The organism is Psychrobacter sp. NG254, from assembly GCF_015277735.1.
Taxonomy (GTDB): Bacteria; Pseudomonadota; Gammaproteobacteria; order Pseudomonadales; family Moraxellaceae; genus Psychrobacter.
In genome coordinates, this window is sequence record NZ_JADHDA010000001.1 from 139,026 (window position 1) to 162,481 (window position 23,456).

A 23,456-nucleotide genomic window follows, 5' to 3' on the forward strand; every position below is an offset into this window, starting at 1 on the left:
CGGAGGCTTTTATTTTTTGATTCAAAATTTTCCCAACTTTTATCGTTATTTAACTTTATCGTTAATAGTTTTTATCGTCAATAACTGTCATCGCTCATACATTACACATAGGATTTAATTTTTTAAGGCTGTTGCTATGCTCACGACCAATCAAACTTTTCAAGGAACCATCGCTTCGGTATCATCGAGCTTTTTATTCGCGATGATGTTTTTGTTTGGGCTATTTATGTTGCCTTTGACGGGTACACAAGTGGCATCATGGCGCGTATTGATGATGCTACTCAGTTTGGTGATATTGGTCAGTTTGACCAAGCAGTGGCAACATGTGTTTGATTATATAAAGACGCTAAAGACAGTCAAGGAATGGCTAATATTTATATTGCCAGCGCCGATTTTGGGCGGACAGATTTGGCTATTTATGTGGGCGCCCGTTAATGGGTTTGGGCTGGATGTGACGTTGGGCTATTTTTTGCTGCCGCTCGTGATGATCGTACTTGGTCGGTTTTTTTATCATGAGTATATGAGTGTATTACAGTGGGTCGCCGCGATATTTGCAGCACTTGGCATCGGTTACGATATCATTCAGTATGGCTCGGTCTCTTGGGTGACGATGTTTGTGTGCTTGGGTTATCCACCGTATTATCTGCTTCGTCGCACGCTTTCTGTCCCGCCAATTACTGGCTTGTTGTTTGATTTGACACTATTGACGCCAGTGGTGCTTATCCTGCTTTATGTGACTGATGGTTTTAGTGTGGCCGCTGAGGACATAAAATTTTGGTATTTATTGCCATTGCTGGGTGCCTTTAGTGCGCTTGCGATGTCGTTGACGATGATTGCCAGTAGCAAGCTACCTGTTTCACTGTTTGGTGCGCTAAGCTACATAGAGCCAATGTTGTTATTTGTGCTTTCTATCACGGTGCTGAGCCAGAGCCATGAAGAAGGCGGCTCGCTCTTTATGTATGGCATGATCACGTTTGCGCTGCTGGTCATGTTGGCTGATAGTGTGAAAGGCTATCTCATTCGTCAGCGTAACGACCGCTTGCATGGCTATAGAGAACTTCAGATTGGCGGCTTTCCGCCACGTCGTCACTTTATCAATCAGCGTATCGATGGTGCGCTAACAGCCCATCGTTTTCGCAAGAAACGCCGCTATCAAAAAAAGCTGGTAAAGATAAAACAAAAAATCGCACAACTTGATATAAAATAAGCACTTACGTGCATTAAATGGACTCATGGCAGAAGTTAAGTCAATAGATGAACACTGGCATTGCTTATCTGTTTTGACTTTGACATAATGCCCGCCATGATGTAAGTACGATACATTCAAAGCGTTTATCTTAGATTGCGCGACGACCTTATTTGCAAAAGCCTCAGACGTTCTCGTCTGAGGCTTTTGTTTTTTTTAAAAATTGCCAAGGATGTGCCCCAATCTTTAAAGGCTGTTGTGATGCTGACTACTAACCAAACCTCGCAAGGCACGATCACTGCGGTGGCTGCCAATTTTTTATACTCATTGTTGTTTCTATTTGGTTTACTGCTACAACCATTGTCAGGGACACAAGTCGCTTCGTGGCGCGTGCTGACGATGTTTTTTAGTCTAGTGCTGCTGGTCACTGTCCTAAAGCAGTGGCAGCATATTTTTGACTATCTAAAAACACTGAAGAACGCAAAAGAGTGGTTTTTATTTATATTACCCACACCGATTTTAGGTGCGCAAATTTGGATCTTCATGTGGGCGCCCGTCAATGGCTTGGGGCTTGAGGTGACGTTAGGCTACTTCTTATATCCGATGATTATGATTGTGGTTGGTCGGTTCTTCTATAATGAAGACATGAGCCTACTCCAATGGGCAGCCATCGGATGCGCAGGCTTTGGTATCGCTTATGATATCTTTCAATATGGTGCTATTTCTTGGGCGACGTTGTTTGTCTGCTTGGGTTACCCGCCGTATTATTTATTGCGTCGCTATCTAGCCGTACCACCCATCACAGGTCTTATATCGGACCTTGTGTTGTTATTGCCAGTCGTATTGGTTGCGCTGTATATGAATGGTGGCTTTGAAGTCGCGATAACCAACCATAAGCTGTGGTATCTGTTGCCATTGTTAGGCATTATTAGTACCGCTGCCATGTCGTTGACAATGATAGCGAGCCAGAAATTGCCAGTCTCATTGTTTGGGACATTGTGCTACCTTGAACCGATATTCTTGTTTGTATTTTCGATCGCAATTTTAGATCGCAGCCTACATGATGGTGGTTCTATGCTGATGTATGGCATGATTTTTGTCGCGCTGCTGATTATGATTGCAGATAGTGCACTGGGCTATATGGCGCGCAAACGTGAAGATCGCTTACATGGTTACAATGAGCCACAAGTCGGGAGTTTCCCACCGCGTCGTCGTCTTAAAAATCGCCGTATCAAGGGCGTACTGATTGCGCACCGGTTTCGTCAAATCAAAAAATATCAGCAAAAGATAGACAAAATGACGCGTAAAATTGAAGCGTTGCATCTAGAATAATGCTGATGAGGTTAGCGTCCTAGTGGTTGATGGAGATGACTCAGCAGGTATTGTTTTCGGTAGGGTTCTACAAACTTGCTGTGTCAAAGGGATATAAATTAGGCTATTATCGAGGGCAGTGCTATCACGCTTTATTGGAGGCGAGGCATCCTTTCTAAGAGACTGTCTCTAAAAAATTAGAGCTGATTTAAAATAATATATGACTAGGACGGTTTATGTTACATCTTCATCATTTAGCAAACTCACGCTCGTTTCGTATCATCTGGCTGTTAGAAGAATTGAACGCCGATTATAAACTGACCTGTTATGAGCGCAACAAAGCATATCGTGCGCCTGATAGCCTAAAAAAAGTGCATCCGATTGGTCATGCTCCGATGCTAGAAGTGGATGATCGCGTACTGATTGAATCAGGTTTTATCATCGAGTATTTGATTAAGCACTATGATAAAGAAAAGCAGTTCAAACCTGATGATAGTAATGAATCGGCATGGGAAGCCTATACTTTTTGGCTACATTTTGCAGAAGCCTCGTTGATGCCACTATTGGTCATGCGTCTGGTGTTTACCAAAGTCGTATCCCAATCACCGATGCTCATTAGACCCATTAGCAAAAAAATCCAAGGCCAAGTCGAGAAAAATATGATCGGCAGTGGTTTAGAAAAAATGCTGGGCATGATGGAGGCGCATTTGAATAAAAACCATTGGTTTGCAGGCAGTGAGTTCAGTGCCGCGGATATTCAGATGCATCTTGCCGTGATTGGGGCCAATGCTGGTGCAGGGTTAGACAAGAATAAGTATGCCAATATCCTAAACTGGCTCAAACGCTGTGAAGAGCGAGATGCCTTTAAACTTGCAGAAAAAAAGGGTGGCCGTCTAAATTTTTAGCCAATACTGGTATAATTACTGACCAATGCTCAAGCAGCCATATAAACCAAAGGCTTTGTTTATCCATAAACAAAGCCTTTTTTAGGATAGAACAATGACAGACTTAAAAAAATCGCATAATGAAACATCAGAGACAGACAATGATGCAAATCGCATCGCCGTCCATAGCATAGATGACAGACAAAAAATCGATAGCCAGCAGGTGTCTATCAAGTCTTGGTCAAAAAAATTACTCGTGGTTATACTATGTGTGGCCAGTTTTTATGGTGGTTGGAAGTCTTATGAGTCCAATATGGTCAATGAGTGTACGGCGAATGGTGGGCAGATGGTAGACGGTCAAAGAACCATGATATGCCAGTTGTCGTAGCTACTGATGCTCATAAATATTGCTGACGCTGAGTGATTCCAAATAAAGTAGACACGTTGTCTTATGACCTGCGACTGAGCTAACTTAACACTCACTACATTATTTGTATATTGAATGGACTATACAAGGTTTAATCTATGCTTAAATTAACCTTTTTAGGCACATCAGCAGGCGTGCCCACCAAACAGCGCAATGTCACCGCATTAGCCATTGAATGTCTAAACACGCATGGCGCTCAACCAAATGGTCAATCACGAGCTGCCAATCACAATAATCAGAACAAAAAGTCGCGCCCATGGCTACTGATAGATTGCGGTGAAGGTACGCAGCAGCAACTGTTACATACCAAGCTCTCTTTGCATCAACTGGTCGCTATCTGCATCACCCATGTGCATGGCGATCACTGCTATGGCCTGCCAGGGTTATTGGCGAGTGCAGCCATGTCAGGACGCCGTGAGCCATTGACACTCATTGCCCCAAAAGCAATTGCTACACTGCTCGAAGCCATTACCTTAACCACGGAATTGTATTTACCCTTTGCTCTAAATTTTGTAGCAATTGAAGAGGTGTTATCTGAGCAAGGTAACACCAATAAGGTTAATATTCGCTTGAGCGACCAGCATCAGCTTGATATCGATATAACACCACTCTCACATCGGGTTGCTTCTCATGCATTTGGTATCACGCAGACCATCCATCATCGCACGCTTGATACGGATAAACTGCTAGCGAAAGGCATCCCTGCAAGCGCACTGTGGGGTAAATTGCAGCAAGGGGAAGACGTTATTACTGAGGATGGGTGCACGCTTTGTGCAGATGATTATGTCAATGATGACCTATCACGAACGCGAGTAGTGGTGGCTGGTGATAACGATACGCCAGCGTGTCTAATGGCTGCACTGGTTGATACGGATTTATTGGTGCATGAAGCAACGTATACACATGAGGTACTGACTAAGATTCAAGCCAAAAATCCAGAGTTTGATCCGATGCATAGCAGTGCGCAATTGGTAGGTGACTTTGCAGAGAAGCGCGGTATGAGTAATTTAATTGTGACGCACTTTAGCGCCCGTTATCAGGGTTTTGATAATCCTAATAGCAAGACGCCAAATATGGCATACATTCGTTTAGATGCTGAGAGCGTTTACAAAGGTAATCTATGGTTAGCGGCAGATTTTGACCAATATATGGTCGATGGCGCAGTTAACTCGGTAGGTAATCAAGAGAGCAGTCAAGAGGGCTGTCAAAAGAAAAACCGCGTGCAGTATATCGGCTCTGCACGCAGTGATTAGATATGGCTGAGCTTAGATATAATTTAGCGTTAGATATGGCTTAGCGCTTACCGTCTGCAATTTCCAATTGCGTTATACCACTCCAGTATCGACTGAACTGGTAAGCAACTCGTCCTGAGCGACCACCACGTTCAGAGGCCCAACGTAGCGCATCCTTTTTGATCTTGTCAGGCATGGTCTGACTTTCCAAAGTATTCTTAGCATCACTATCCATATCAGCTGAGATTTTCTGCTGCTCTAAATTTAGGTAATGCTGAACGATATGCAGATAAGTCTGCTGATCCATAGGATGGAAAGTGAGTGATAAACCGAATCTATCTGACAATGACACGGTCTCATCAATGGCCTCATAAGGATTGACTTCATCCGTCTGTCCATTGTAAATATCAATATTGTCTTTCATCATTTGCGGTAGCAGGCGACGGCGATTACTGGTGGCATAGACCAGTAGTTTGTCTTGCTCAGAGTCTAGCGAGCCATCAAGCACGCTCTTTAGTGTACGATAGCTTTCATCCTGACCATCAAACGCGAGATCATCACAGTATACGATGTAGCGGCAATTAGAATCTGCTGGTAGGGCATTAATGGCAGCGCGAATCTTATCTAATATTTGCAGATCATCGCGAGCAACCTCAATAATACGCAAGCCTTCACTATGATGGGCTTGAAGCAAGGCGCGAATCAATGATGATTTACCGGCACCGCGTGTCCCTGACATTAAGACGTGATTGGCAGGATAACCTTTAATAAACTGACGGGTGTTTTGTACCAGTTTAGACTTTTGCGTATCGATACCATGCAAGTCATCTAAGCTCAAAAACAAGTTGACTGATAAAGGCTCTAAATTGCCAGTGCGTCCACCAACCCAGCGATAAGCAAGTTGGTTCGGATCGATTTCAATAGTCGGTGTAACCTGCTCTTTTAAGTACTGACTGAGTAAGTCTAACAACGGTGCGGGTAGGGCATAAGTAGGCTGATTAGATGGCGTGGTTGGGATTATTGGTTGTGACATAGTGGCTCGAGTATTTAAGGTTGTCTTTAATACCATACCCAAAAATATCATTAACGTGGCTAAACTTTTGGCGCCTACTGAGCGTAGTATTAGGGTGTGTCATCAATTAGCACATTAATACATTTAGTGGCCTTAAAATGGCTAAATTTTGCTAAACATTGTCAGAAATTTTGTCAATATGTTCATATTAACGGCAAATTCTTCCTTGTTTATCTACAATTTTTCTCATTTTAAGTCTCACAGTCTAATTGATAACACGCCCTAGTCAAAATTATTCGCGCTATTATTATTTTTGGAAATGATACGAACGGGAAGGCAGTGATCTCACTATATTATGAGAAACAATACCATGGGAAATAGTGCCAGTAATTTATTTACTATACAAGCGTTGCAGAGACAATCTCAGCAATTATTGCCCATTATTACGCAAGAATTAGTCGCACAACACTTTAGTGAGATAGTACACCAGCGGATTGCTCAGCAAAGCACAGAACAAACACAAGATGAGCATGCGCAGGTTGTCAAAACACAAGATATTAAAACGCAAAACATCGACAATACTTACTTCCAAGGTCTAACACGTGCCCGACATCCACAGTTTGGTCAAGTCATAATTAAATGGCAGTTGAGTGCTGACGCTTACCCTATCTCTCCCGATTTAACTCACGAAGCAGAGGTTTTAGCTGCTGTAAATGCTTTATCAAGAATCAAAAATAATGCAATCGCACCGCTACTATTGGCGCATCATTGCGTAAACGTTCAGATACTAGAACAGCCTTGCAAGCTGGTAATATTAGTCATACCTTATTACCCTAATGGTAGCTTAGTGAGTCAGCTGACTGCTTCAAAACATCCGTCATTGACAGCGTCACAAAAACATCATTTCATCATGCAGTCTGCCTGTTTAATAGCCAATTTGCATCAGGCTGGCTGGCTACATAATGATATTAAACCTAGCAATATTTTGCTAGATTCTTCTTTCGATGATGCCTTGCTAGATAGTGCGGATACTAGCAGCACAATGCCTAATTTATTATTGACTGATTTTGCCTTGGCTGAGAGGCTTAATGAGCTAAAAGAGGCAAGCCATGCTGGTACACCCGCATATCTCGCATCTGAGCGCTGGCAAGGTCAGGGTACAACGGTGCAAAGTGATATCTACGCATTTGGGATAACGATGTATGAAATATTGGCGGGCAGGCGACCATTTCAGGTCAGCGCCAACAGCAATGACAAATTAAAAGCATGGGCGATTCAGCATTGCCAGCAACCTATTCCAAAGTTGTCATCAGAATATAGTCGTTATCAATGTATGGTCGATAAGGCATTGGCGAAGCGGGTAGAGAGACGGTATCGGAATATGGAAGAGGTACTGATAGATTTAACATTATTAAACAATCGCTAAGTTTATTATTTGATTGTCAAAAAGTGATTGTTTGTAGTATTCACATGTTACCCAGTCGTTGTTTTTTATGTTTGAATGGATATTCAGACTCATTTTAAGCGAAGTCGCTATAAGCTAATTTGGGTTTCCGTATTTCATTACAATATTTTATTACAATACAGTGAGAATATCATGGCTAAAGTACTTATCATTACCGGTGATTTTGTTGAAGACTATGAAAACATGGTGCCGTTCCAAGCGCTACTAGCGATGGGGCATGAGGTTGATGCGGTCTGCCCAGATAAAGTGGCAGGTGATAGCATCGCTACCTCAATACACGACTTTGAAGGTGACCAAACTTATACCGAAAAACGCGGTCATAACTTTGTCCTTAATGCGTCTTTTGACGATATTAATGTCGCAGATTATGATGCGTTGTATTTACCAGGTGGACGTGCGCCAGAATACTTGCGTTTGAATGCTAAGGTCATTGCAATGATTCAGCATTTCGCAAATACTGATAAACCGATTGCATCGGTTTGCCATGGTCCACAAATGCTAACGGCTGCTGGCGTATTAAAGGGTAAAAAAGTATCTGCTTATCCTGCGTGTCAGCCAGAAATAGAAATGGCTGGCGCTGAGTATGTCAAGTTACCTATGGATGGCGCTATTACAGATGGCCAACTGGTAACGGCGCCTGCATGGCCTGCCCACCCAGCTATGCTGAAGCAGTTTGTTGCCTTACTATAAGCTTTAATTAGGGTCTGTTGAACATTTTAATATCAAAAAGACCCTAGTATCGAGAGAGGATATTATATGTGCCAACTTTTCATCAGGGCTGATGACAGCTTGTGGCGCTCTAAAACCAAATCACTTCGAATTCAGGGCGTTGTCACCTCAATTCGTTTAGAAGTGTTTTTTTGGGATATATTAGAAGAGTTGTCATTTCGGGATCATATGGCGGTTAATCAGCTGATTACTAAGCTATACCTTGAATCTCTCGATGCTGATCATGATATTGGCAATTTCACCTCTTTTTTGAGAGTTTGCTGTTCTCGCTATTTATCCTTAATAGCCGATGGCGATCTTTCTCGCGAAACAGAATTACCTTTAGAAAAAGTCGATGCAAAAAATATCATTGAACGTGAAACCCTGCGTAAAAAACAACGTAGTGCCTTATTCAATGACAATGAGAAAAATCCATCTGTTCATTAGAACATCCCCTAGTTATGCCTATAGCAAGTGTATGAAAGCATTGATGCAGCGGGTAGAGAGGCGCTATCAGAGTATGGATGAGGTGTTGAAGGACTTAGAAAGGTCATAAAAGCAGATTAATACATCTGGCGAGTTATTTTATAGTTTTAATGCCAAATTTTAGACGTAAAAAAACCTGCTAAAAGCAGGATTTGATATTTGGTCTAAGATGTACTATCCGAAAATGGTGGGGCTGGAGAGACTCGAACTCTCACACCTTGCGGCGCCAGAACCTAAATCTGGTGCGTCTACCAATTCCGCCACAGCCCCATTTTCCGTTACTCTATCATTATTAGCGTTTAAACTCAAACACAATATAGACAGTTAACTGATTCGGTAGTGCGTCTCAGTGGTTGGCTATTATATAGAGTTTGAATAGTTTGGCAACCCCTATTTGCAATTATTTTTAATTAATTTACGTTTATTTTCGATTTTTATTTTAAGTAATTGATATTAATAAATATTTAATTTAGAGAATTGCTACTCTATTTGCTCTTTAGATAGTATCGTTTGGGAAGATAGGTCTAACTGCTGCAACTTACGGGTGAGCGTATTACGTCCCCAGCCAAGTAAGCTGGCGGCTTCTATCTTTTTGCCGCCGCTATGATTCAGTGCTGCCGTTAATAAGACGCGTTCAAATTCAGGCATTGCTGTCTGTAAAATGTCTGTTTTGCCGCTGTCTAAAGACTGCTGTGCCCAATCAGCCAATGCTTGTTGCCAATTTTGACCAATAGCAAGCTGAATCGTCTTAGCATCGGTGTTTATATTATCAGGATTTATACTATCACTGTTTGGCCATTGGGGACTTTGCGTCGAGGCTTGAGATGACAAGCTGTGGTCTGGTTGATGCCATGCTGCATCGGACGGAACATTCTCAAGCAGTTCAGGTGGTAAATCGGTGGCCATGACGGTATCACCAGTCGCCATGACCGTCAGCCACAAGCAGACGTTTTCTAGTTGACGGACATTACCGCGCCAGCCAAACGTTTGCATCAGTTGTAACGCAGCAGGATGTAAGTACTTGGGCGTCGTGTTCATCTGCTCAGCCGCACATTGCATGAAATAGGTGGCCAATGCAGGAATGTCTTCAGGGCGTGTGCGTAGCGGTGGTAGTGGCAGACGTATGACGTTAAGACGATAAAATAAATCCTCACGGAAACGATTCTGCTTCACCAATTCTTCTAGGTTTTGATGGGTGGCCGCAATGATGCGGACGTCTACTTTAATGGGCTGCTGACCACCGACGCGATAAAACTCCCCATTGGCCAGTACCCGAAGCAGTCGCGTCTGCGTGCTAAATGGCATATCGCCAATCTCATCTAAAAATAACGTGCCGCCGTCAGCCTGTTCAAAGCGGCCCTGGCGAGTGGTGGTTGCACCAGTGAACGCGCCTTTTTCGTGACCAAATAGCTCAGACTCAATCAGATCGTGGGGTATCGCTGCCATATTAAGGGCGATAAAGGGTTGCTGTTTACGGGGAGAATGCTGGTGCAAGGCGCTGGCAACCAGCTCTTTACCTGTACCAGACTCTCCCGTAATTAGCACCGAAATAGGCGATTGTGCCAGTCTACCAATGGCGCGAAACACCGTTTGCATGGCAGGTGATTGACCGATGATGCCACTAGGGTTTTTATTGCTTTTGGCATCGGTGGGCGTTCCGGTGTTGCTTTTGAGGTTCTTAGCAGGGCTGTTAGTAGGATTTCTAGCAAGAGAGTTATCAAGTGTCGTCTTAGGTTTTGCTTGTGTGGTTTTATGAGGCATTGCCTGAATGTCGGCAGGCACGTTGGCACTTTCTTGGATATTTGTCCCACTTGAATAATGGCTGCTGTCAATATTTGATGACTCGATGTTCGGCTGATAGTTGATCGCTTTATAAATCGTTGCGACCGCATCGTCCAAATCAAACGGCTTGGGCAAGTACTCAAATGCACCAGTTTGATAGCTATTAATCGCAGAGGTGAGATCCGAATGCGCTGTCATGATGACGATGGGCATGTCAGGGAAGTGCTGATGTACCCAATCACTAAAGGACAAACCATCCATCATTGGCATGCGAATATCGGTCAATATCACATCTGGTAGCTGGGCAACTAATTCTGGCTGCTTTAAGACATCATTGAGACGGGTCCACGCCGCTTGTGCTTGGGTAAAGCTGATAACGGTCAGTCCGGCATCCTCAAAGGTATCAGCCAATACCATACGTAATGCGGAATCGTCATCGATCAACCATAACGTTGCAGGTTGGTCACTTGGCATGTTATTTACAGTTACCATTGCGGGCTGAGCATTGCTTTTAGGTGTTTGGTTGTCGCTGTATTGAGTCATGTATCGGGCCTAATGAGCAATTATTTATGATAAGTTTGGGATGAGTTGTCTTATAATTTAGCAGCTTTATGCACAGATGTCGTTTATGTTTCGGCTAAAGGTTGATTAAAAGGCAGATATAACGTAAATCGAGTCTGCTTATCCTGTGATGATCCTGTCGAGCTGACATCGATCATACCATGATGATGGCTGATGATATCTTGGACGATAGACAACCCAAGACCCGTGCCTGCAGCACGGCTGGTCACCATCGGAAAAAATATCTGTCCAATGAGCGCCGGATCAATCCCTGAACCATTATCCGTGATGGTGATTTGCATCACTTGCTTGTGCTGCTGTCCTACAATTGTATGCTGAAAAGCAACGCGCGTCTGAATGTGTAGGGTTGGCTGGTAATCAGAGTCTCTGTCGGTTTGCACTGCAGCTGTTTGTGATTCTTTAGAATTAGAGATTTTGTTCTGTTGCAGCGTTTGCTCAAACTCAGTCATGGACTCACAGGCGTTATTGATTAAGTTTAAAAAAACTTGAATCAGCTGGTCTTTGTCAGCGGATAGCTCTGGCAACGACAAATCATAATCTCGCTGTAGCACTACTTGCGGATATTGATTCATGACCAGTGTCAACACATGCTCTAGCGGCTCATGGACGTTTAGCGTCTGCCAGTTTGGCAATTGATTGGAGCCCAGCAGTTGTCCGATAAGATGCGTCAAGCGATCCGTCTCTGAGATGATGATATCGGTATAGTTACGCAGCTTTTGATTCATCTTTTGCAAGCCATCACTGGTGTCAGCGCTAGGAGTTGATATCGTGCTGATGGTGGTAGGGTATTGATTGATAGTAGAAGCATCACTGAATTTGATAAATTGCCGCTGCAATAACTGCGCCGCCCCGCGAATACCAGCCAGTGGGTTTTTTATTTCGTGTGCCACTGAGCGTAGCATATGGCGAGCAACAGTATACTGCTGCTGTTGACGCTGCTCATCTGATATACGGCTTTGACGATCTTTGCCCCACATCTCAATGATGAAATAGGGCTGCTGCTCATACACAACTGGTGTCACGCTATAGTCGACCGATAGCGACAAATTACTATTTAATGGCGTTGCAATGATGTGATCGTGATCAATAAAAGGCTGCTGGTAGTTTTGCGCTTGTGCAAACCGTTCTGTCAGCGAATAGGGTCGCTCCTCAAGCGGCGCATGCTCAGTCTCAAGTAAGGTACTGGCTTTTGGTACCAATTCATCAGGTGCCAATAAGGTCAAAATAGACTGGTTAATCAGTCGGCCGCTACTAATGGCCAGCAGTTGCTCAGCTTGGGCGTTTAAGCGGGTGATCGATAGCTCATCATTCACCCACAAGATAGCGGTAAATAAATGCTGTGAGATAAATGCTAAATCAGGGGTTGTTTTGGTGGTAATAAAATCAGCCGTCATGGATAGTGCCCAAAAAAGTGAGGATGCTTAATATAATATTTAACCATAAATCAAGACTATAGAGCGGCAAAACTGGTGATTTTTGCAAAAAAAACGTACAATGCGCTCAGCCAATTTATCTCTAGCAAGGTCAGCCATGTCCAAAACTTCTACCGAGTCAGTGAACACGACAACGACAGCCGCTCTATCAGCCACACAAAACGCTGCGACAGAAACCGTCACTATCTTTAATCCTGCCGCGCCTAGCGTAGTACAAGAGCAGAGCCAGACAGATACCAGCCAACCTTATCACCATAAAGCCAACCACAATCAAAATCGTAGTATCGCACAAAGTAGTGATGTTACGACCGCCAATGCGACTGCCACTATGCCAGTCAGTGCGGCGCCAAAGATTGGTTTTGTGTCATTGGGTTGCCCAAAAGCACTGGTGGATAGTGAGCGTATCATCACTGAGCTGAGCCGCGATGGTTATCAAGTCGCCAGTGATTATGAAGGTGCCGATTTGGTCGTGGTCAATACGTGCGGCTTTATCGAGTCAGCAGTACAAGAGTCGCTCGATGCCATCGGCGAGGCCATCAGCAAAAATGGTAAAGTGATTGTCACAGGTTGTTTGGGCAAAGAAGCGGACAAAATCCGTGCAATGCATCCGGCAGTACTCGCAGTGACTGGCGCGCATGCCTATGACGAAGTCATTACGGCCGTCGCGCAGCATGTGCCCAAACCAAATCGTAGTAAAGATGCCAATTACGACCCAAAGATAGATTTGATCAATGAGGCGGGTATTAAGCTTACGCCAAGTCATTATGCCTATCTAAAAATATCAGAAGGCTGTAATCATCGTTGCACGTTCTGCATTATTCCAAGCTTACGTGGTGATTTAGACTCGCGTCCAATTGATAATGTGATGAATGAAGCGTTGGCACTCAAAAACGCTGGCGTGAAAGAGCTGCTCATCATCTCGCAAGATACCTCAGCTTACGGGCTGGATCTGAAATATAAAACCAGTTTTTGGAATGGGATGCCGCTCAAGTCAAAATTTTATGACTTATGCCAAGCCTTGAACGGTCTGGGTATTTGGGTACGTCTGCACTATGTCTATCCATATCCACACGTAGACAAAGTCGTTGAGCTGATGGGTGAGAAGAAACTCTTGCCTTATTTAGACATTCCGTTTCAGCATGCCAGCCATCGTATCTTAAAAGCGATGAAACGCCCTGCGCACAGTGAAAACACTTTAGAGCGTATCAAAGCATGGCGTGCTATCTGCCCTGATATCGTGATTCGTTCGACCTTTGTGGTCGGCTTCCCTGGTGAGACCGAAGAAGATTTTCAGTGCTTGCTTGATTGGTTGACAGAGGCTCGTCTTGATCGCGTGGGTGCCTTTACCTATTCAGAAGTTGAAGGCGCTGTTGCCAATGCCTTGCCCGACCATGTACCTGAAGACGTTAAGCAATCTCGCTACGAGCGCTTGATGACGCTTCAGCAAGACATCTCCGCACAAAAACTGCAAGAAAAAGTCGGCAAAACCCTCATGGTATTGGTCGATGAGATTGATAGAGAAGAAGGTATCGCCATTTGCCGTAGCTATGCGGATGCGCCTGAAATCGATGGCCATGTCTATGTCGATGACATTACCGATCAGGTCAAAGTGGGTCAGTTTTTGACTGTGACGATTGATGATGCTAGCGAATATGATTTGTTCGGTAGTTATCAGAGGTAGAATACCTGTGTGACAGACACGCAAAAATTGCCCAATGGCGGGCAGTTTTTGCTACAATTAGCGCAATTTAGCCTTTTTAATACGTATGCCTATATAGGCGGCGTTGTGGGCAAACTCGATTTGTATTTTACCGATAATGTTCTTTATAATTCAATGATAAAAGGTGACCTCATGTCTGACAAAAACCCGCGTTACGCTCGTATCTTGCTAAAACTCTCAGGCGAAGCCTTGGCTGGTAGCAAAGACATGGGTATTGATACCGAAGTGCTCGACAAAATGAGCTTGTCTATCGCTCATTTACGTGGATTGGGTGTCCAAGTGGGTATCGTGGTCGGCGGTGGTAACTTATATCGCGGTGCCCAATTACAAAAAGAAGGTTTGGTCGGCCGTGTGACTGGTGACCAAATGGGTATGCTTGCGACTGTGATGAACGGTTTGGCCATGCGTGATGCGCTTGAGCGCCGCAATATCAAAACACGCCTGATGTCAGCCTTGCCAATCGGTGAAGTGACTGAGAGCTATAGCAGTCGTAATGCGATTCGTTATCTCAAAAACGGTGAGGTTTGTATCTTTGTCGCAGGCACGGGCAATCCATTCTTTACTACGGATACCGCTGCTTGTTTGCGTGGTATTGAGATTGAAGCTGGCTTGATCCTAAAAGCGACCAAAGTAGATGGCGTTTATGACAAAGACCCAAGTCTGCATTCTGACGCGGTCAAGTATGACGGCCTGACCTTTGATGAAGTGTTAGAGCAAAAACTTGGCGTGATGGATTTGACGGCTATTGCGTTATGCCGTGAGCATAACGTACCGCTACAAGTGTTTGATATGACCAAACCCAATGCCCTATTGAATGTCATCATGGGCGAAAATGAAGGCACCCGTGTTTTTCATTAATCAGACAGCACACAGATAAATAAAGAGCAATCATTGGTCAATAGCCAGTTGCTTAGACAATTAAAACCTTACATAGTTAACAATAAAGAATTTATCGATAGCGATAAATAAGGACACACAATGATCAAAGAGATTAAGCAAGACGGCGAATCACGCATGCAAAAAACGTTGGAAGCGCTTGAAAGCACTTTTAGCAAAGTTCGTACAGGTCGTGCCCACCCAGGTATGCTGTCAGGTGTGATGGTCAACTACTACGGTTCTGATACGGCACTTAACCAAGTAGCCAGTGTCAACGTTGAAGACTCACGCACATTATTGGTTCAGCCATTTGACCGTACGATGGTACAAGCCATTGATAAAGCGATTCGCGAAGCAGATTTGGGTCTAAACCCAATGACCGCTGATGTGATTCGTGTACCAATGCCAGCATTGACAGAAGAAACACGCCGCGATATGCAAAAACTTGCGCGCAGTGAAGCAGAGAGCAGCCGAGTCTCTATCCGTAATATTCGCCGCGACATGATGAACGACATCAAAGACTTGGCAAAAGAGAAAGAGATATCAGAAGATGACGAGCGCCGCGCGAGTGATGATATCCAAAAAATCACTGACAAATATATCGAAACCATCGATAGCCGCTTGAGCAAAAAAGAAACTGATTTGATGGCCGTTTAAGACGGGCTATTGTGGTTTATCACAATAACTGGTTAAGCGTCACCCTTAATAGTAGACAGCCAATACTTCATTGCTATTGGCTTTTTACTATTATATGCACTATATTTTACCTGCCATAACATATCGATTTTCAGATTTTAATTATGGTAAGTTTGTGAATTGCCCATATCGCACTTTTTAATCGCTGCTATGCACGTTATTATTATTCTACCTTAACAATAAGCACTCTCGCCTATGTCTACCTCAGCCGCTTTGGCTCCTGCTATTATTCCTCGTCATATCGCCATCATTATGGATGGTAACAACCGCTATGGTAAAGCCAATGACTTGGGTAAAGGCCAAGGGCATGTGGCTGGCAAAGACGCGTTAGATCCCATCGTTGAGTACTGTGTTGATACAGGTATAGAGGTGCTGACCGTATTTGCTTTTTCTAGTGAAAACTGGCAACGTCCACCCAGTGAGGTGGCGTTACTCATGCAGCTATTGGCCTCAACCATCCATGATCAAATGCCTCGGATGAACGAGTATCGCATTCGCCTGCGTTTTATTGGCGACCGCAGTCAACTCAGTCATGACTTGCAAGTTTTGATGGCAGATGCTGAAGAAAAAACCGCAGCGTTTGAGGCCATGACCATGGTGATTGCGATCAGTTATGGCGGACAGTGGGATATTGCGCATGCTGCCAAGCGGTTAGCGCAGCAAGTGCAAGCGGGGACGCTAAACGCCGAAGATATCAACAAAGAGATGCTAGGTGAGCACGTGCAACTGGCAGACACGCCAGCGGTAGATATGCTGATACGGACTGGCGGTGAGTATCGGTTGTCCAATTTTTTATTGTGGCAGTCGGCTTACGCTGAACTCTTTTTTACTCCGACACTATGGCCAAACTTTGCAGCAGAAGAGCTGGCGACGATGGTGACAGAGTTTGCCCAGCGTCAACGCCGCTTTGGCAAAACCAGTGAGCAGATAGTCATCGAACAACAGCAATAGTAAAATATTCGTCTTCAAGACGATATCATTTATATGCAGGCGGTGATGAATACTGCTTGCTTGTGATGTGATAAACCGTTTTAATTGGTGTCAATCGCTATCAGTAAGCCATGGTTGATTGGCTGTTATACTGCATTTTTGACCCTATGTTATTCATTATTATAAGGCTCGATAAGTATGTGGCAACGAATTAAGACGGCTATTGTTCTCGTTATTATCGTTGGTATTGCAATGTTTGCGAGCCAAACCCCTATTTTATTTGCACCTCTATTGGCCGTTGGCGTGATTATCGCCGCGCACGAGTGGGCCAAATTAATGCCCAAATGGCGTCAGCCTGTAGTGTTCGTGCTAATGGTTTTAGTGATAACCCTCATATCGCTGATGTTTAAGGTGACTTGGCTGTTTTGGTGGGTGGCTTCACTCGTTATATGGCTGATGGCGCTGTCTTGGGTCAGGGTCTTCCCGACACAGACGAGATGGTATGGTAAGCAGCTGGCTCTGATGGGTGTGGTTATCTTGACCGCGTCAATCACCGCGATGTTTTACCTGTGGCAGCTATCGGCATGGTGGCTACTCTATGTCTTCTTATTGGTCTGGTGTGCAGACAGTGGTGCTTATTTTGTCGGTCGTAAGCTTGGTCGCCGAAAGATGGCACCCAATGTCTCACCCAATAAGAGCATGGAAGGATTGGCAGGTGGTCTTGTCACAGGTCTACTAGTCGTGATTGCGATTAGTGTCTTTAAGCTGCAATTGACAGGTGTGCCACTCATTGCATTTGTCACATTATCAGCGATAACGATTTTGGCTTCTGTACTGGGTGATCTGTTTGAGTCGATGCTCAAACGCCGCGCTGATGTAAAAGACTCTGGCACGATTTTGCCAGGTCATGGCGGCATACTGGATCGTATTGATTCGCTATTATCAGCAACACCGATCTTTGCACTGGGTTTTTGGGCGATACAACAGTTTGGCCTAATCGTGGTATAGCGCGATAGGGTAGCGGTCGCTTGCTATTTCATAAGTTGCCTCTCAATCTGTATCGCTACTCACTAAATTTTTTGATGTTTATCACACCGTATTTATTTTCTTCTTTTATTTATAAGTATCATAGGCACCACTGGTTATGACGCAACGCATCGCCGTACTAGGCGCGACAGGCTCGATTGGTGATAGCACGTTAGCTATCTTAGCGGCACAGTCGCACCAGTATGAAGTATATGCTTTATCAGGCCATCACCGTTTGGACAAATTATTTGCGCTTTGTCAGCAGTTTTTGCCCAAGCGCGTAAGCGTGCCGACAGCAGCGGTCGATGATTTTGCTAAGCGTCTCAGTAGCGCAGGTCTTGATATCGACGTGGTAGGCGGCGAGCAAGGGCTGATAGAGATTGCGACCGACTCTCAAACCGATACGGTGGTTGCGGCTATCGTAGGCGCAGCAGGCTTGCCTTCTACTTTAGCGGCTGCACGTGCAGGCAAGCGTATTCTGCTCGCCAATAAAGAAGCCTTGGTGATGGCAGGGAAGGTCATGATTGATGCGGTCAAAACGCATCATGCTACCTTGCTGCCACTCGATTCAGAGCACAATGCTATTTTTCAATGTCTGCCATCCGCTATTCAGCAAGACAACACCCAAATCCACCAGTCAGAACATGGTGTACGAAAGCTGTGGTTGACGGCGTCAGGTGGTCCATTTTTACAACAGTCTTTTGCTCAAATGCAACAGGCAAGTGTGGCAGAGGCGGTCAAACATCCCAACTGGTCAATGGGTCAAAAGATATCCGTCGACTCGGCGACGATGATGAATAAGGGGCTTGAGCTGATCGAAGCCTGTCATTTATTTGATTTGCCCGAAGACAAAATAAATGTGGTCATTCATCCGCAAAGTATCATTCACTCAATGGTAGAATACAGCGATGGCAGCTTTTTAGCGCAGCTTGGCAGCCCAGATATGAAAACACCCATTGCACATGCGCTTGCCTACCCAAACCGTATCGACAGTGGCTCGCAGCCGCTAGACTTATATGCGCTCAGTGGTTTGGAGTTTATCGAACCTGATCTACAAAAATTTGCCTGTCTGCGTTTGGCTCGTCAAGCCATGCAAGCAGGGACGCAGGCGACTATTGTCTTAAATGCAGCCAATGAGGTCGCAGTGGCCGCATTTTTAAATGGACAAGTTCGCTTAACTGACATTGCAAATATCAATGAGCAAGCCTTAACTGATATACAGCTGCCACCACTAAGCGCGGCGGCTGATATAGAAGACATATTAGCCATTGATCAGATTGCGCGTCATCTTACTGACAAGTTAGTGATGAAGTTAGTGCAATGATAGCCAAATCATAATACGAGTCTTTATTTGAAAAACGACTATAGTCAGTTCAATATAATTTCGATACAAGGAAACCGAGTGCAAGTTATACATTAGTATGCTTAGCGAGGATGACGATGTAACGGATTTATATAGACTTGACTATAGTCAAAAGACGATGTTCAGCATGCTTAAATACAGCTATTAATAAAGATGCTAAGAGACAATACTGAGAAACAATCATGACGTTTTTATTAACGATTCTTGCGGCCATATTTGTCTTAGGGCCACTCATTGCCTTACATGAATGGGGTCATTACATCGTAGCGAGGCTTTGCGGTGTCAAGGTGCTGACGTATTCTATCGGTTTTGGCCCAAAACTATTTGGCTGGACGAGCAAAAAGAGTGGTATTGATTATCGCATCTCCGCGCTACCGCTTGGCGGCTATGTCAAGATGCTCGATGAGCGCGAAGGCGAGGTTGCCAAAGATGAGAAGCATCTGGCCTTTAATCATCAGCATCCGCTAAAAAAAATTGCGATTACCGCTGCTGGCCCTATCATGAATTTTATCATTGCTATCGCTTTGTTTTGGGTGTTGTTTATGACCCCATCTGAACAATTAGCAACCAAAATTGGCAGTGTATTACCAGGCACACCTGCGGCAATCGCACAACTGCCGGCTGGTGATAAAATCGTCGCTATCGACGGGCATGACGTTCAGACGTGGGAAGGGATCAACTATCGCCTCGCTGGGCGTATGGGTGAAACGGATAATGTCAGTATCACGCTGCAGTCGGATGCTCAAAGCAAGCCATCGACCAAAACCTATCAAGCACCTATAACCGACTTTATGCAGGGCGATGCACAGGGCAAAGATGCCTTGAGCAGTTTTGGGATGCTGCCGTGGCAACCTGATATTGCCCCGATTGTCGGCGACTTAACACCTGATGGTGCTGCTAGCCGCCAAGGTCTACAGGTTGGTGATCGTATCACGGCCATCAATGATGAAGCCATCAAAGACTGGATCAGTGCCACACGTATCATTCGTGATAACCCTGAGACGTTGCTGAATTTTACCGTATTGCGTGATGACAAAGTTGTGCAGTTAGCGATCATGCCTCAAGGTAAAAAAGACAATCTGGGCAATGATTATGGGCAAATCGGTGCGATGGTTGAGCAGTCAGAGATCGTCATTCCTGATGCCTATAAAACCACGGTAGCTTATGGCCCTGGTGAGTCACTGGTTAAGTCATTTGAAAAGACGGAACAGCTAGCCGTTATGACGGTCAGCTCGATGGGAAAAATGCTGTCAGGTATGATTGGTTTGGATAATTTGTCAGGTCCTATTACTATTGCCAAAGTGGCCAAACAGAGCTTTGATATCAGTTGGCAGATGGTCTTGTCTACGGCGGCTTTAATCAGTTTGAGTCTGGCGGTACTAAACCTGTTACCCATTCCAGTACTGGACGGTGGTCATATCGTTTATCACTTGATTGAGTTAATACGAGGTAAGCCACTCTCTGACGGGGTACAGATGGTGGGTCTTAACATCGGGCTAGTCTTACTGGCAGGTTTCATGGTGTTAGCAATTGGTAATGACATCAGCCGGCTGTTTTAGTCGATTTATCGATAGTATCTTTGATAAAGCACGATATACTAATGGTTTTACGACTGCTGGGCCTCAATTGTTGTTATGATACACGCAATACTTTGTGTCGCGGTCTCTGTACTAATCGTAATTTTTAGTTTATTTTGTGATGCATTTTATATAAAGTGTTCTGAGTCACCCACACATTGGTTACGACTTTGTGCGAAACGGGCTAGACAACATATACTTTTTACCTTAACTTAAGCAATTTTTTATTGACGGATAGTGTTTATGCGTACGCCTTTATTTATGAGCGCGGCTGGGTTGCCGTTAGTTGTAGCGATGATGAGTATGCCAGTTCATGCTGCAGAATTTGTAGTAACTGACATCGGTTTCAACGGCCTACAACGCCTAACCCCTGATAGCCTCTATCCGGTCTTACCTATTACGGTAGGAGATACGGTAAATGACAGTCGCTTAGCCGCCAGTATTAAGGCGCTATATGCTACTGAGAATTTTGCCGATATTCAAAGCCGTGTCGAAGGCGGTCAGCTAAGGTTTGATGTGGTTGAACGTCCGACCATTACTGAGGTCACTTTTGAGGGCAATAAGCTCATTCCAAAAGAGGGACTTGAGCAGGGACTGAAAAATGCGGGTCTTTCTGCTGGCGATGTACTAAAGCAGTCTACGCTACAAGGCGTGGCCAACGAATTGCAGCAGCAGTATATCAGTCAAGGGTATTACAACAGTAATATTGAAGTAGACCAAACCGTGCTTGATGGCAACCGTGTCAAGCTGGACGTACGCTTTATCGAAGGCAAGCCTTCTAAAGTGGTCGATATCAATATCATTGGTAACAAGCACTTTAGTGATGAAGAGATTAAAGACGTCTTTGCCGTAAAAGAATCGTCTTGGACACGCCTGCTATCAAAGTCTGATCGTTACGCTCAAGAAAAGCTGGCTGCCAGTCTAGAAAACCTAAAAGCCCTATATCAAAACGATGGCTATGTGCGCTTTTCAGTCGATAATGCGGTACTAAATATCAGTGAAGATAAAAGTAGTGTGTTTGTCGAAGTCAGTCTGACTGAAGGTGAGCAATATCAGTTTGGTGATGTAAACTTCTTGGGTAAACCAACGTTTGATACCAATGAGCTAAAAGAGCTGGTAACGTTTGACCCTAATGAAAAATATTCACAAGCCAAACTAGATGCCACGACAGCAGCGCTCAAAAGTCGCTATGGTAATGAGGGTTATTACTTAGCCCAAGTAAGACCAGTACCTCGTATCAATGACGAGACCAAAATGGTCGATATTGATTACTATATTGATCCGGCGCGTCCCATCTATGTTCGCCGTATTAACTTTACGGGCAATATTAAAACTCAAGACGAAGTATTACGCCGTGAGATGCGTCAGTTAGAAGGATCACTTGCCTCAAGTGAAAAAATCCAATTGTCACGCACGCGCTTAATGCGTACAGGCTTCTTTAAAGCCGTCAATGTCGATGTGAAGCCAGTTCCTAACCAGCCAGATCAAGTTGATGTGAGCTATACAGTAGAAGAGCAGCCATCTGGCAGCTCGACCATTGCAGCGGGTTATTCACAGAGTGGCGGTGTGACCTTTCAGTTGGATCTGACTCAGAATAACTTTATGGGTACCGGTAACCGTGTCAAAGCGGCGTTATCACGTTCAGAAACGCGTGATTCTTATAGTTTGGGCTATACCGATCCGTACTTTACAGAAAACGGTGTCTCGCAAGGTCTGAGCGGATACTATCGCAAAACCAAATATGATGATGATAACGTCAGTAATTATGTGACTGACTCATATGGTGCGACGCTTAATTACAGTTATCCTGTTGATGAAACCAAGCGTGTGAGTGCGGGTATCAATGTTGATAATACCAAAGTGCGTGGCGGTCGATACTTGGGAATCTCTAATGTTCAAGAGATTCTAGATGATGGTGGCACACAAACATTTGACGATGATACTGATGGCGTTTCGACATTTAAGAACGACTACCAAACCTATAACTTGTTACTTGGCTGGGACTACAGCACGTTAGACCGTCCAGTGTTCCCGACCAAAGGGATGAGTCACGCAGTTGACGCGACCATCGGTCTAGGTGATGCCAATTACCAAAAACTCGTCTATAGTGGTAACGTATACTACCCATTGTATAAAGGTACCGTCGCTCGTGGTTATACCAAGCTTGGCTATGGTAACGACTTGCCGTTCTACGAAAACTTTTATGCTGGAGGCTACGGCTCAGTACGTGGTTACGAGTCATCTACCCTAGGGCCTAAATCACAAGTCTATTATGACGCGGTCACTGATCCAGATAATCAAACCTTTACCGCAGAAGAGGTCGGTGGTAACGCCCTAGCAACGTTCGGTGCTGAACTGATTTTGCCAATGCCATTTAAAGGTGATTGGGCAGATCAAGTACGTCCTGTATTGTTTGCTGAAGGTGGTCAGGTATTTGATACCTCTGACAAAGAAGATCGAACTTTCAACGACTCAGATGTGCCATTACTGACTCAAGACAATGACTTCCGCTATAGTGCGGGTGCGGGTATCACTTGGTATACGCCAATTGGGCCGATATCACTTAGCTATGCCGTACCTTTCGGGGATAAAGAAGGTGATGAGACTGAAAAAGTCCAATTCCAGATTGGTAATACATTCTAAGAAGTCATCCTTGATTCACGCTGTTTGATTCGGTTCATTTACGGGCTCAAACAAAAGATCATCACGTCTAGTAGGTCGTCAAAACACATGGTTATTTTGACGACCGTTTCATTTATA

Annotated in this window: 19 protein-coding genes and 1 tRNA gene; 16 read left to right on the plus strand and 4 right to left on the minus strand. The window is 44.5% G+C overall.

All coding sequences use genetic code 11. The features are described from left to right. The first annotated feature begins 136 nt into the window (after positions 1-136). From rarD (IP510_RS00580) to IP510_RS00600, 5 genes are all read left to right on the plus strand, one after another. Positions 137-1,207, plus strand: coding sequence for an EamA family transporter RarD (rarD, locus tag IP510_RS00580; protein WP_194362867.1), 1,071 nt, complete (start codon positions 137-139; stop codon positions 1,205-1,207). 240 nt (positions 1,208-1,447) lie between these two features. Then, positions 1,448-2,518: an EamA family transporter RarD gene (rarD, locus tag IP510_RS00585; protein WP_194362868.1), complete on the plus strand. Its 1,071-nt coding sequence runs from the start codon at positions 1,448-1,450 to the stop codon at positions 2,516-2,518. Positions 2,519-2,733: 215 nt separating this feature from the next. Continuing rightward, the gene (locus IP510_RS00590; protein ID WP_194362869.1) at positions 2,734-3,402 is read left to right on the plus strand and encodes a glutathione S-transferase; all 669 of its coding nucleotides are present in this window, start codon (positions 2,734-2,736) and stop codon (positions 3,400-3,402) included. Between the two features lie 94 nt (positions 3,403-3,496). Continuing rightward, positions 3,497-3,769, plus strand: coding sequence for a hypothetical protein (locus IP510_RS00595; protein ID WP_194362870.1), 273 nt, complete (start codon positions 3,497-3,499; stop codon positions 3,767-3,769). Positions 3,770-3,906: 137 nt separating this feature from the next. Then, the gene (locus IP510_RS00600) at positions 3,907-5,061 is read left to right on the plus strand and encodes a ribonuclease Z (RefSeq protein WP_194362871.1); all 1,155 of its coding nucleotides are present in this window, start codon (positions 3,907-3,909) and stop codon (positions 5,059-5,061) included. A gap of 40 nt (positions 5,062-5,101) precedes the next feature. Here the strand turns inward: IP510_RS00600 and IP510_RS00605 are convergent, their stop codons facing one another. Beyond that, on the minus strand, positions 5,102-6,073 hold the full coding sequence (locus IP510_RS00605; RefSeq protein ID WP_194362872.1) for an ATP-binding protein: 972 nt from the start codon (positions 6,071-6,073) through the stop codon (positions 5,102-5,104). 334 nt (positions 6,074-6,407) lie between these two features. Between IP510_RS00605 and IP510_RS00610 the strand changes: the two genes are divergently transcribed. From IP510_RS00610 to IP510_RS00620, 3 genes are all read left to right on the plus strand, one after another. Next, complete coding sequence (locus tag IP510_RS00610; RefSeq protein ID WP_194362873.1) at positions 6,408-7,478, plus strand: serine/threonine protein kinase; 1,071 nt, start codon at positions 6,408-6,410, stop codon at positions 7,476-7,478. 168 nt (positions 7,479-7,646) lie between these two features. Further along, positions 7,647-8,207: a DJ-1/PfpI family protein gene (locus IP510_RS00615; RefSeq protein ID WP_320154165.1), complete on the plus strand. Its 561-nt coding sequence runs from the start codon at positions 7,647-7,649 to the stop codon at positions 8,205-8,207. A gap of 66 nt (positions 8,208-8,273) precedes the next feature. After that, on the plus strand, positions 8,274-8,672 hold the full coding sequence (locus IP510_RS00620; protein ID WP_194362875.1) for a ribbon-helix-helix domain-containing protein: 399 nt from the start codon (positions 8,274-8,276) through the stop codon (positions 8,670-8,672). Positions 8,673-8,896: 224 nt separating this feature from the next. Here the strand turns inward: IP510_RS00620 and IP510_RS00625 are convergent. The 3 genes from IP510_RS00625 to IP510_RS00635 form a co-directional block, all read right to left on the minus strand. Further along, positions 8,897-8,981 (minus strand) — tRNA-Leu (locus IP510_RS00625). 210 nt (positions 8,982-9,191) lie between these two features. Next, on the minus strand, positions 9,192-11,036 hold the full coding sequence (locus tag IP510_RS00630) for a sigma 54-interacting transcriptional regulator (protein WP_194362876.1): 1,845 nt from the start codon (positions 11,034-11,036) through the stop codon (positions 9,192-9,194). Positions 11,037-11,119: 83 nt separating this feature from the next. Then, a complete protein-coding gene (locus IP510_RS00635; protein WP_194362877.1) occupies positions 11,120-12,469 on the minus strand; it encodes a two-component system sensor histidine kinase NtrB in 1,350 nt (449 codons plus the stop codon). A 136-nt stretch (positions 12,470-12,605) separates the two neighbouring features. On the opposite strand from IP510_RS00635, the gene rimO reads away from it, so the two are divergent. The 8 genes from rimO to bamA all read left to right on the plus strand — a co-directional run bounded on the left by rimO (position 12,606) and on the right by bamA (position 23,339). After that, positions 12,606-14,189 carry a 30S ribosomal protein S12 methylthiotransferase RimO gene (rimO, locus tag IP510_RS00640; RefSeq protein ID WP_194362878.1) on the plus strand — a complete coding sequence of 528 codons (1,584 nt, stop codon included), beginning with the start codon at positions 12,606-12,608 and terminating at the stop codon, positions 14,187-14,189. Between the two features lie 171 nt (positions 14,190-14,360). Then, positions 14,361-15,086, plus strand: coding sequence for a UMP kinase (gene pyrH / locus IP510_RS00645; protein ID WP_194362879.1), 726 nt, complete (start codon positions 14,361-14,363; stop codon positions 15,084-15,086). 120 nt (positions 15,087-15,206) lie between these two features. Continuing rightward, positions 15,207-15,761, plus strand: a complete 555-nt coding sequence (gene frr, locus IP510_RS00650; RefSeq protein ID WP_194362880.1) for a ribosome recycling factor — start codon at positions 15,207-15,209, stop codon at positions 15,759-15,761. A 234-nt stretch (positions 15,762-15,995) separates the two neighbouring features. After that, on the plus strand, positions 15,996-16,751 hold the full coding sequence (gene uppS, locus IP510_RS00655) for a polyprenyl diphosphate synthase (protein ID WP_194362881.1): 756 nt from the start codon (positions 15,996-15,998) through the stop codon (positions 16,749-16,751). A gap of 177 nt (positions 16,752-16,928) precedes the next feature. Continuing rightward, entirely contained in the window at positions 16,929-17,738 is an 810-nt protein-coding gene (locus IP510_RS00660) for a phosphatidate cytidylyltransferase (protein WP_194362882.1), read from the plus strand. 136 nt (positions 17,739-17,874) lie between these two features. Beyond that, a complete protein-coding gene (gene ispC / locus IP510_RS00665; protein ID WP_194362883.1) occupies positions 17,875-19,080 on the plus strand; it encodes a 1-deoxy-D-xylulose-5-phosphate reductoisomerase in 1,206 nt (401 codons plus the stop codon). Between the two features lie 221 nt (positions 19,081-19,301). Continuing rightward, positions 19,302-20,678 carry an RIP metalloprotease RseP gene (rseP, locus tag IP510_RS00670; RefSeq protein WP_194362884.1) on the plus strand — a complete coding sequence of 459 codons (1,377 nt, stop codon included), beginning with the start codon at positions 19,302-19,304 and terminating at the stop codon, positions 20,676-20,678. Positions 20,679-20,939: 261 nt separating this feature from the next. Continuing rightward, positions 20,940-23,339: an outer membrane protein assembly factor BamA gene (gene bamA / locus IP510_RS00675; RefSeq protein WP_194362885.1), complete on the plus strand. Its 2,400-nt coding sequence runs from the start codon at positions 20,940-20,942 to the stop codon at positions 23,337-23,339. Positions 23,340-23,456: the final 117 nt, after the last annotated feature.